This is a genomic window from Microbacterium sp. (assembly GCF_029263575.1).
Taxonomy (GTDB): Bacteria; Actinomycetota; Actinomycetes; order Actinomycetales; family Microbacteriaceae; genus Microbacterium.
In genome coordinates this window covers 1-10,481 of record NZ_JAJUFV010000103.1, presented here as the reverse complement: position 1 = coordinate 10,481, position 10,481 = coordinate 1, and the positions used below count along the sequence as shown (strand labels likewise).

Annotated in this window: 7 protein-coding genes; 3 read left to right on the top strand and 4 right to left on the bottom strand. The window is 67.2% G+C overall.

Translation table 11 applies throughout. From position 1 onward, the window contains the following. From Q1J95_RS10890 to Q1J95_RS10880, 3 genes are all read left to right on the top strand, one after another. Positions 1-1,179 (top strand): Hsp70 family protein (locus Q1J95_RS10890; RefSeq protein ID WP_300267537.1); only part of this gene is annotated, 1,179 nt, incomplete at its 5' end. A 13-nt stretch (positions 1,180-1,192) separates the two neighbouring features. Next, on the top strand, positions 1,193-3,796 hold the full coding sequence (locus tag Q1J95_RS10885) for a LuxR family transcriptional regulator (RefSeq protein WP_300267536.1): 2,604 nt from the start codon (positions 1,193-1,195) through the stop codon (positions 3,794-3,796). 113 nt (positions 3,797-3,909) lie between these two features. Continuing rightward, positions 3,910-4,743, top strand: coding sequence for an IniB N-terminal domain-containing protein (locus Q1J95_RS10880; RefSeq protein WP_300267535.1), 834 nt, complete (start codon positions 3,910-3,912; stop codon positions 4,741-4,743). Between the two features lie 428 nt (positions 4,744-5,171). On the opposite strand, the gene Q1J95_RS10875 is transcribed toward Q1J95_RS10880, so the two are convergent. The 4 genes from Q1J95_RS10875 to Q1J95_RS10860 form a co-directional block, all read right to left on the bottom strand. Beyond that, positions 5,172-6,809, bottom strand: coding sequence for a dynamin family protein (locus Q1J95_RS10875; RefSeq protein WP_300267534.1), 1,638 nt, complete (start codon positions 6,807-6,809; stop codon positions 5,172-5,174). Continuing rightward, the gene (locus Q1J95_RS10870) at positions 6,806-8,689 is read right to left on the bottom strand and encodes a dynamin family protein (RefSeq protein ID WP_300267533.1); all 1,884 of its coding nucleotides are present in this window, start codon (positions 8,687-8,689) and stop codon (positions 6,806-6,808) included. Before Q1J95_RS10870 ends, Q1J95_RS10875 begins: the two co-directional genes overlap by 4 nt. Before the next feature lie 81 nt (positions 8,690-8,770). Continuing rightward, the gene (locus Q1J95_RS10865) at positions 8,771-8,986 is read right to left on the bottom strand and encodes a hypothetical protein (RefSeq protein ID WP_300267532.1); all 216 of its coding nucleotides are present in this window, start codon (positions 8,984-8,986) and stop codon (positions 8,771-8,773) included. A 92-nt stretch (positions 8,987-9,078) separates the two neighbouring features. Further along, complete coding sequence (locus tag Q1J95_RS10860; RefSeq protein ID WP_300267531.1) at positions 9,079-10,290, bottom strand: hypothetical protein; 1,212 nt, start codon at positions 10,288-10,290, stop codon at positions 9,079-9,081. Positions 10,291-10,481: the final 191 nt, after the last annotated feature.

The window sequence follows — 10,481 nt, the reverse complement described above, 5'->3', positions numbered from 1 at the left end:
GCGACCGTGCGCATCAACCGCTCGGAGTTCGAGTCGCTGATCGACGAGCCGCTGGACAAGACACTCGACGCCCTCGATCTCGCGATCGAATCGGTCGGCATCCAGCCGTCGCGTCTCGAAGCGATCCTGCTCACGGGCGGGTCATCGCGGATCCCGCTCATCGCACAGCGTCTGTCGGAGAGGTTCGACCTGCCGCTCGTCGCGGACAGCGATCCGAAGGCCGCCGTCGCCCTCGGCGCAGCTCGCATCGCCCTCGACCGTCTAGAAGAGGGGCTCTCCCCCGACACCGCGCTGGTCGCTGTGGAGGATGCGAGCGCCGCCGGATCAGATCTTGTCCCGACGGGCGCGAGCGCGGGGAAGCTGCGCGTGCTGCGGCCGGAATCCGGGCGCTCGTGGTGGCCGAAGTCGCCGATCCTCCTCACCACGGCCGCAGCCTTCATCGCGTTTGCGATCGTGTTCAGCAACACCACGGCCGCGGGGGCGCGCTGGCCCGACTACTTCGGCCCCATCGCCGACAGGGCGGCAGAGATCGTGGCGCCGTTGATACCGGCGGGGTCGACGTCGCCTCCCCCGGCGTCGGCCTCGCCTTCCGATTCGGACGCGGCGACGACGACCACCGAGCGCGCCTCGACCCGTAACGCCTCGCAGGAGCGCACGCTGCCTCGCGACTCATCCACGGCTGAGCGTCACACCACGCATGCGAACGCCGCGCGTGATCCACACGATGCGGCAGCCACGCCGCCGCGCAAGCACAAGGCAGGGCCGAAGGTGGAGCCTTCCGGTCCACCCGCTGACGAAACGGCTGCGGATTCCACGCGGTCGAACAGCACGAACACACCCGTCGACTCCACTCCGGCTGGCAAGACCGACCCACCGGCGCCCGCACAGCCGACCGACGACACGCCCGCCGCAGGCACCGCAACACCGGCCGAGGCATCCGACCCGCCCCCCTCCGAGCCGGCCCCGTCCGGCGGCACGACGCCTCCGTCAACCACGCCGGCGACAGACCCGCCGCCAGCGACGAAACCGGCGCCGACGACGCCGCCGGCAGAGTCCACCCCGCCGGCCGATGAGGCGCCGACGCCCGCTTCGGCGTCGGCTGATCCGCCCGCTGCGGCCCCAGAGCCCGCGCCGGTGCCCGAGCCTTCTGGCGGCCCCACGCCCGAGCCGACCACGTGAGCTGACTCAGATCATGACCATTCTCGCCAATGCGCCCACCGCCATCGAGCCGTACCAGGCACGCCGCTCGCCGCAGGCCGATGAGGTGCCGTTCCTCTGGATGCACCAGATCCGCTCGGTTATCGACGCAGCCGCCGAGCGCACACCGCGCGCCGTGCTCGTCGGCAACGCCGGTTCAGGAAAATCGTCGACGCTGCGGCACCTGCACACGGTGCTGGTCGAAAGCGGCCACGACGTCGTCACTGCAGCGGGTTCGACGAACATCTCGCGCACCGCGCAGGGCCAGGTGCTGCTGGTCGACGATCTCGACCGCCTCAGCGCTGCACAGCTCGCCCAGGTGCGCGATCGCGCGGAGAACGCGGATGCCGCGCTCATCGCCGCGGTCCGCCCCTCGACGTGGACGGCCGCGGTCATCGATATCGTGCGGGCTCTCGAACGAAGCAGACCGGCGATCGTACTCGGCCACCTCGCACGATCCGATGTGCTCAGCTACCTCGAGCAGCACGACCTCTACCTGCAGCCGACCTGCCTCACGAGCATTCTCGAGATGACCGGGGGAAGCTCGTGGCTCGTCGCCGAGGCGCTGGCCGCGCATGACGACCGCGACTGCGAGGGCGGCGACCACCGCGAGCTGCGCGGGATGATCGAACAGCACATCGCCCATCGCCTCGACACGATCGATGCGCGGCTGCGGCGCGACATCGAGCAGATCTGTATCGCCCCGCCGGGGCGCTCGCTGCCGAGCGACGAACCCCGGGCGTTCGGTGCGAGCGCTGCCGGCTACGCCGAAGGGCTGCTGCTGCGAAACGGGCAACCTGTCCCGCTCGTGCGCTCGGCCGTGCACGCCACCATCGCCGTACAGCGTCTCGTCGAGCTGAGCGGAGACCTCGCAGCGAGTCTCGCGCACTCGGCTGCGAACGGCGACGTCGGCCACCAGACCTGGATCGGTCTGCTGCACGACCGCGAACTCGGTGACGCCCTCTCCCGTCACGCCGACCGGATGCGCGACAGCGACCCCGCTCGCGCGAGCGAGCTGTACACAGCCGCGGTGCGTTCCGGTGTGGACGCCGCTGCGCTGGTCGGTCGCCGCGCGCAGGCGGCCTGGGCGGCAGGCGATCTCGACGCGGCGAGCGCTCTCATCGAACAGTCCGCCGGCCAGCACGACGAGCTCACCGTCGACACCGCGGCGGCGATCTGGTCGGCACGCGGGATGATGGATCAGGCGTGCGCAACCTATCGCGCCACGCCCGTCTCGAACGCGATCTCGGCCACCCGCGCTGCTGTCGCGGCCGTCGGGTGCGGTGCCAGCGACGCGGTCGGGACATCAACGCCGAGCGACAGCAGCGCCGCCCCCTCCGTGCTCGGCGTCTCGATGAGCCTGCTGCGGCGCGGGCTTGAGACATCGGTGACGACCGGTGATGCCGAAGGCGCGCTGGCCGACCTGGTGCGGGCCTCAGAGATGTTCACGACCGCGGGCACGGCCGACGGCATCCCCGAGCTTCCCGCCGTGATCGCGGCGATTGTCGCGCTCAACCTCGGCGGCCTCGCTACCGCATCGTCCGTGATCGACAACGCCATCGCGGGCTCTCAGGGCGGCCCGTGGGCACGGCCGCGCCTGCTGCTGTGGCGCGCCTGGATCGCCGTGCAGCGTGCGCAGCCCGCTGAGGCGCGCGCGGCCCTCGCCGAAGCGGGAGACCTCACAGCCGCTCTCTCGCCGCGCGACACCCTGCTCGCCCACGCCGTCGACGTCGCGATCGCCCGGCGTTACGACGATGCCGCCGGTCTGGAGTCGGCGTGGCGTCAGGCCCGTGCGAGCCTGCTGCGTGTCGACGTCGACCTGTACCTGCTGCATCCGCTGGCTGAGTTGATCAGTTCCGCATCGCGCGTCGGTGACACCGAACGCATCCAGCCACAGTTCGCACGGGCGTTGGAGATCACCGAGGCGCTCGGAAGCCCCGTCCTGTGGTCAGCGCACCTGCGTTGGGCCGGCATCCAGAACGGCATCCTGCGAGGCACAGCCGAATCGATCCGCGGCCACGCGAAAGCTCTCGTCGATGCGTCAGAAGGCAGTCGGATCGCTGCGACGATGGCCAAAGCGGGGCGTGTGTGGACCTCGGTTCTCGGCGGCACCGTCGACGCCGATGCGATCGAGAAGGCCGCGCGCGGCCTCGCCTCGATCGGGCTCATGTGGGACGCCGCGCGGCTCGCCGGCCACGGCGCCGCGAGAGCCGACGACCGCAAGATCTCGGCTCGACTGCTCGCGTGCGCGCGTGAGCTGCACCCGATCGACGGGTCCCGCCGGGCCGCCGCTGCCGCGGCGGCTGTACGTCACGCCGACGACCATCCCGGCGATGCGACCCCGGCGGAGGCCGTGCTCAGCGAGCGCGAGATCGAAGTCGCCCGGCTGGTCGTCGAAGGCAAGACCTACGCCGAGATCGGTGAGACGATCTTCATCTCGCCGCGCACGGCAGAGCATCACATCGCCCATATTCGTCGTCGATTGGGAGCGACTTCGCGCTCCGAAGTGATCGCGAAACTCCGGCATCTGCTCGGGGCACAATCGGCGCCAGCGGCCCCTGCCCGGGCATACCCGAAAGATGCGGATACATCCCCCTAGGGGGCCAGTGATCTATCGGGGTCACCCCCGATGCCCACCCAGGTCCTCGCGGCGTACGCTCCTGGGTATCCCCGGAGCAGATCAATGTTCAAGCAAGGCGGAGAGGGAACCTCATGAGCACACCGGTAGCGACCATCGCAGACGCGCTGATCGCCTTCATCCTGAGTCTGTTGCACGATCCGGAGGCGGCAGAGGAGTTCGAGGCTGACCCGGGGCCGGCGATGCACGGTGCAGGGCTTCAGGGCGCCTGTGTCGCAGATGTGCGCGCAGTCGCCCCTGTCGTGGTGGATCATCCGTCGGTGACGCCCAAGCCCCCGAGCCCCGACCCCGACCCGACTCCCCCGGACCCGGTCGATCCGGTGGTTCGCGAGATCGTCAATCTGGTGAACCAGTTCACGACCGTCGATGCCCGCTCGACCATCGTCGACCAGTCGGTGAACCAGAACATCTGGACCGAGGGCGGCGATGTCACCCAGCTCTTCGATCAAGAAGCCGTCGTCGCCTCGGGTGACGAATCCGTCGCCGCCGGAGATGACGCCAGCATCGTCAACTCCGATACCGATATCACCACGGGTGATGTCTCGATCGGCAACGACGAGTACAACGACTCGTTCAATCAGGACAACTCCGACACCACGACCGTCGACGACTCCTTCCAGGACAATTCGACAGGCGACGCGTCCACCAACGCCGTTGTGGACGACTCGTTCCAGGACAACTCCACGGATGTCGACGTCGTCGTCGACGACAGCAACGTCGCCGACAGCACGGTCGAGGCTGCGCCCGCGCCGGAGCCTGCCCCGGCCCCGGCGTCTGCCGCGGTGGAGGAGCCGGCCGACGTGCTCGAATCCGACATGACCGCCACGGCCGACGACTCCTACGAGTCCGACGCCGCCGGCACCGTGATGGACGAGCCGATGATCGAGGAGCCGGTTGAGGAACCGTGACCATTCAGACCAACCCCGCTCCCGGCACGCCGGGACCGCCGAAGCGTGAAGCACCGGTGCGGCCGCCCGTTCGCGGCGTCAGCGCCGCACCGGTGCTCGTCAAGGTTCCGCCTCCCTTCTCGGTGCGGCTGAGCCAGTTTCTGTGGATCCTGTCGTTCGCCGTCGGCGGCTTCACGGCGGTGTACTTCTTCGTCATCCGCGAAGAGCTGCTGCCGTTGATCGCCGACGTCGCTCGCGGGGTCACCGAGGGCCGCGACGATGCCACCTACACGGCGGCCGCCGACATCGTGTTCTGGGTCGTGTTCGCTCTCGTGGTCGCTCTCCTGCTGACCCAGATCACGTTGCTCGTGTCATTCATGGGCCGGCGCCCGAACATCCGCTGGTGGCAGTTCGCCACCTTCGTGATGCAGGTGCTGCTTGTTCCGCTGTCACCCGAGTGGGTGGCGCTGGGGAAGCGCGGCGAACCGCTTTCTCTTCTTCTTGCCGCGCAGGCCGCCCTCGTGCTTCTCGCCCTGCTGTGCAGCGTGATGCCCCAGGCCATCGCCTGGACCGCCCGCCAGCATGACATCCGGCGCGGGCCTGAGGCTCCGTCCAACACCGACTTCTGATGCGATCTCGTCCAGACTGCGCAGCACGACTCGGCACACGCCGACTGCTGCGCGGTCTGTGAGAGGCGACTGCACTGTACGCCGCCAGTGCTCGATCTTCTTCGTCACGGTGGCACCGACCAGGTCACCGGCTGCGTCTTCCGGCAGTCCGAGACGCAGGTGCACGGCTGTACCGTCTGCTCCGACGATGCGCTGGGCATCTTCGGCATCCGTCGCGGAAATCGGTAGGCCGTTCGAACGAGCCACAGCAAGCAGCGACAGCTCGCGCAATGTGTGGGCTCCTGCTTCGATGCGCTCGATCCCGGCGTGCACCTCATCGAGACCGTCGCGGGGGCGATCACGCAGCAGCTGCTGCAGCCGCAGCAGCACGCCACGCGCCTTCAACGTCGCCGCGCGCGTATGGAACTGCGCGGCCACGAACTCCTGCAGCTCGATGAGTCCGCTCTGCTGAACCATCTGCTCAGACAGCGCAGACGAACTGCGCGCACCACCGCGGATGAGAGCTGTCGCCAGGCGGATGCCGAAGATCCCGAAGCGCGTGAGGAGATCTTCGCGTACATCCGTGCTGAGCGTCGTGGTCTCCGATGGCCGCACGAACCGATCAGCGGAGACCAGCAACCGCTCACGGTCGGTGCGTTGGAGCCCGGCCAGCTCGCGCAGCGCGATGTACTCGCTCTCACGCAGCGTGCGGGCGCCCTCGGCGAGAAGACCGGCCACGGGAATCACCCGCAGCACGAGAGACGCCAGGTCACCGTCATTCTCGTAGCGCCGGGCCACCTTGCCCGCGGAGAGCAGCGAGTCGATGCGCCCGGAGCCGATCTCATCTGCCCGCGAGAGCACACTCACCGCACACACGCTCTGCGCCGCTCCGGCAGCGGTATCGCGGAACGCTTCGAGGAAGTGCACGTCAGCGCCGTGCACGTGCCGCATCAGGTAGACGACGGCATCCGCGGCCGATGGTGAGGTCTCGGGGGTGAGGAATCTCTCGGTCCGCGCCGAGGTGTCTCCCGAGAGCGAACCGATTCCGGGGGTGTCGATCAGGATCACCGACTTCAGCCCTTCGAGCGGCCAGCCGACGTCGATCCAGTCGACCTCGTCTGCGGTGAGCCCGTCGAGGCTCAACACGAGCCGTCCGTGCTCACGACGGATCGGCATCCGACGCGGTGCGCCCTTGTGCGGATGCATCGTGACGGTCGGCGTCGCGCTGTAGCGGTACCAGGTGACTACGCGCGTGCACTCCCCCGTGTCGGTGGGGGCGATCTGCTCGCCGAGCATGGCATTGAGGAGCGTCGACTTGCCGGCCTTCACCATGCCGGCGATCGCGAGTCTCAGCGGCTCATGCAGGCGCGTGCGCAACTCATCGATGACGGCGAGCGCCCGGGCGTCGCGGTGGTAGACGGCCGCCGCCGATTGCAGCACGGCATCCGCATCCGCTATGACGCCCACGCTGGCGCTCATCGGGCCGCTCCCGCGCGAGCACCCTCGGGTTTCGGCAGGCTGCGCCTGGCGGGCGCCGGCGGCAACTCGGGAATGGAGACACGGATGCGCTCGAGCTGGGCGATCTTGTCCTGCAGCGCGACCACGCGCTCATCGCGCGAGGACGTGTAGTTCGTCGCGGCGAGCTTGGCCGAATTGAGCGCCTCGCTCAACGAGCGGTGCAGCTCTTCTGCCATGGAGCCGAAATGATCGCGCGCTGTGCGCTGCACGAGACGAAGACGATCTTTCAGCTGCTTGCCGACCTGGAAGATGACCTCGTCGATGTAGCGGCGCACGTGCAGCTTCGCCTCCTGCTGGCGGCGGGCGAGACGCGCACTCATGTCCTCACGGAAGGCGCGACGCCCCACGAGCACACCGGCCAGCAGGGACAGCGGGTTGATCAGCGCCATGCCGATGAGGCCCGTCGCCAGACCGACCATGAGCACACCGCCGTACGACCCGCGCACACCGATATAGATCTTCTCGCCGGCGCCCATCCGTCCCGAGTCGATGCCTGAGATCGGCTCGACCGGGTCGAGCACCCCCTCGGTGCTGCCCACGTCGATCGCGGGGATGTCTGACTCGCCCTCGCTGAACAGATCGGCGACCTCTTCCGACAGCCAGCGTGAGCGCTCATCCGTCCAGACGAAGGTCTCGGCCACGGCCGCGGCAGATCGCTGGTCGATCCACTCGCTGATCTGATCCCAGATCGGGCCGGGGTCGCCCTCTTCGATGGCCTTCTCGGCCTCGCGCTGCACCGTGCGCAGTCGGTCGCGCAGGTCATGCTCCATATCGGCGATGAGATCGGTGATGCCGTCGGTCAGAGTCACCTGCCATCGCGCGGAACGACCGCGGAACTCATCGGCCTTGGCCTTCGCCGTCTCGAGTTCGGCGATCATGCGCGGGGTGTCCTGCGGATTCTGCAGTGCGTTCAACTCCGTACGCAACGACATCGTCAGCTGCTCGACGATCGAGATCAGGTCATGCACGGCACCGCGCTCGTGAATCACCTCGGCACGACCGAGCACCTCGCGGCGCAGGTGAGCGACGAGAGCCGGAAACCCGGATTCGTCATTGAGATCTCTGTCTTGCAGCTCAGCGGCGAGCAGCCTCAGGTCGCTGGAAACCGAGAAGATCGGCACATCACCGACGTCTTCGAGATGTCCCTTGTCGATCTGCTGCACCTCACGCCACTCGGGGTACAGGTCGGTCTTCGCCAGCACGGCCGCGACGTTCGGCGATACCCGCATGGCGTGCTTGAGGAACTGCACCTCGGGTTCGGTGTACTCCTGCGATGCATCCGAGACAAGAAGAACAGCGTGTGCCGTCGACAGCGCCGACAGCGTCGCCAGCGCGTTCGCCGAATCGAGACCGCCCACACCGGGTGAGTCGACCAGCTGTAGTCCGCCGCGAAGGATCTCTCGCGGCAACACCACCTCAGCCGAGACGACGCCTCGCTCGTTGGCGGGGTTACCGTGCTCCGAAACGTACTGGGGAAGATCTTCCAGGGCGATCGGCACCCGATCGACAGCCGGCTTCGCCGAGCGTCGGCCTTCGGCCTCCTGCCGCTGGTGCACCCAGGCTGCGGCCTGGTCAGCGTAGCCGACCGACATCGGCACACTGGTGGCCACATCATCGTCGACGGGGCACACCGGGGCCGAGACGAGGGCGTTGATGAGTTTGCTCTTGCCCTGTTTGAACTCGCCGACCACGATGACGCGGACACCGGGGTCGCGCAATCGCGCCTGTGTCTGCTCCAGCCGTTCAGCGAGGTCGGTGCGTCCCGTAGACGCGGCAAGATCGCCGACTCCGCGCAGGACGTCGACGATAGGCACGACGGCACCAATGTTTTCTTCAGGCACGTGAACTCCCCAGCTCCAGAGGCCTGTTTCCCAGGTTTTCTCCTAGCGTATGCACGAACGACGTTCGCCGCCAGACCCCGCTCAGGTCGGAAAATCAGAATCGAAGGCGCCATCGCCGACATCGATGGCTGCGTCTTCTCCGACGTCGCCCCACAGCTGATCGCTGTCGATATCCCAGTCAGAGGCGTTGATGTTCTCGATCTCTTCGATGAACATGTTCGCACCGGAGATGTCAAGGTTCGTCTGATCGCCGTCATCGGACGGTTCGCCGAACAAGCTGACGACGTCACCAGACATGGGATCACGCTTTCCGTGGGGGCAGATACTTCGGAGTGTACTGGTCTGCCCGGCCGTCCCCAAGGACGGCCGGGCAGTGACGAGAAATCGACTTAGAAGGCGTCGAACTCGTTCGCGTCGCCGAAGGGGCTTCCGACGTTCGCGTTGTCGACATCAACGTCAACTTCGAGCGAGTTGTCCTGGAAGGAGTCCTCGATCGACAGGTTATCGGTGTAGTCGTTGATCGAGTTGTCCTGGAACGAGTCGTTGATCTCCAACCTGTCGGAGAAGTCGTCGTTGAAGGAGTTGTCGAAGTACTCGTTGCCGATGTTGATGTCGCCGACGGTGATGTCGGTGTCGATGTTATCGATGTCGACGTCGTCACCGGCAGCCACAGACTGGTCACCCGAGGCGACGTTGCTGCTCTGGCCGAAGTACTGCGAGACGTTGCCGCCCGAGGAGTCGCCACCGGCAGCTGCCGCGTGACCGGCATTGCCGCCGTCTGCGCTGCCACCGTCTGCAAGCGAACCGGCGTCGCCGGCACCCTGGGTGCTGCCGCCGTCGGCTTCAGCGTCGCCGCCGACTCCGACTCCGATACCGAGACCACCGACACCGACGCCGGTTCCGCCATCAGCTGCTCCGTCGCCGCCGTTGCCGGTGTCTCCACCTGCAGCACCGGAGAACGCCGGTCCGCCCCAGCCACCGTCGGAATCCCCACCGACGGCGATCGCTGCACCACCACTGCCGGACGAGGTCGTGATGTTCTGGTTCACGGACTGGTCGCTGATGGTCGTGCGGTTGTCGAGGTCGAGGTCGCCGCCGCCGGCGAGCGCGCCAGCTCCTGCGCCAGCACCGCCCACGTTGACCGCGTTGAGGTCGTTGAAGCCGGTGTCGTACTGGCGGATGCCTGCGTTGACCGAGAAGTCGTTCGCGGAGTCCTCGACCGAGTTGTCCTGGAACGAGTCATTGACCTGGAAGGAGTCGTTGATCGAGTCCTGGTAGGCCGAGTTGTCGTTGTTGGAGTGCGTGTCGGAGAAGTCGTCGTTGTCGTTGTGCGAGTTCGTGTCTGACTGGTCGTTGCCGACGTTGCTGTCGACGTTGTTGCCGACGTTGTTGTCTTCGACGTTCGTCGCGGTGTTGCCGACGTTGTTGTCTTCGATATTGGTCGCGGTGTTGCCGACGTTGTTGTCTTCAACACTGGTGTTGGTGTTGCCCACCTCGTTGTCGGCGACAACCATGTTGTCTTCGACATTCGTGTTCCCGATGTCTTCGAGACCCAGGTTCCACTGAGCGCCGAGTACATTCAGGTTGTCTTGTGCAGCCATGATGATTCCTCTGTTCGATGAGAGTGCCGGAAGCGGCTCGTAGTAAGAGTTTGGAACTCAGGCGCTCGCACGGCATCGGGGGCCACCCCGACGCTTGCGGGGGCTCACCGGGGGATCATAGGGGGCTGCATAGGGATCGTTAGGGGGCGGGGCGGCCAGGGACGACGAAGGCCCGGATGCCGAAGCATCCG

Excerpts from the sequence above, each read along its gene's own strand:
- Q1J95_RS10860 (WP_300267531.1), bottom strand. The coding sequence starts at position 10,290 with ATGGCTGCACAAGACAACCTGAATGTACTCGGCGCTCAGTGGAACCTG.
- Q1J95_RS10875 (WP_300267534.1), bottom strand. The coding sequence starts at position 6,809 with ATGAGCGCCAGCGTGGGCGTCATAGCGGATGCGGATGCCGTGCTGCAA.
- Q1J95_RS10865 (WP_300267532.1), bottom strand. The coding sequence starts at position 8,986 with ATGTCTGGTGACGTCGTCAGCTTGTTCGGCGAACCGTCCGATGACGGC.
- Q1J95_RS10880 (WP_300267535.1), top strand. The coding sequence starts at position 3,910 with ATGAGCACACCGGTAGCGACCATCGCAGACGCGCTGATCGCCTTCATC.
- Q1J95_RS10885 (WP_300267536.1), top strand. The coding sequence starts at position 1,193 with ATGACCATTCTCGCCAATGCGCCCACCGCCATCGAGCCGTACCAGGCA.